Origin of the sequence: Pseudomonas spelaei, assembly GCF_009724245.1 — a bacterium.
Taxonomy (GTDB): Bacteria; Pseudomonadota; Gammaproteobacteria; order Pseudomonadales; family Pseudomonadaceae; genus Aquipseudomonas; species Aquipseudomonas spelaei.
Genome location: NZ_WNNK01000096.1, coordinates 1 through 304, shown reverse-complemented (window position 1 = coordinate 304; position 304 = coordinate 1). Strand labels below are relative to the sequence as shown.

Sequence of the window (304 nt, the reverse complement as noted above, 5' to 3'; positions counted from 1 at the left end):
GGAAAGTCGAGCAGGTCCAAACCGGTCTTTACCAGCTCCGGATTGGTGATCAGCACGTCAATCCCTCTGTCCACCTGGTCGAGGATCCAATCCTCGCGCCTGGCGGTGTCCACCGATGCCCTCAATACCGCCACCTTCAAACCGGCGTGTTCCAGCAACCGTTTCAGGCGAGCGGTGGTGTCGCGAGTACCGCTGTACACCGTGTAAGCCAGGACCTTGCGACCTTTGGCTTTCTCCGTGAGGCAGAGGTCGAGCAGTGCTTGCTCTTTGGGCATCAGTGCTTCACTCCCAAAGATCGATGGCA

Annotated in this window: 1 pseudogene; it reads right to left on the bottom strand. The window is 58.6% G+C overall.

The window, feature by feature from the left end:
* Nucleotides 1-304, bottom strand: a pseudogene (locus tag GNF76_RS29280) (DEAD/DEAH box helicase); the annotation flags it as partial.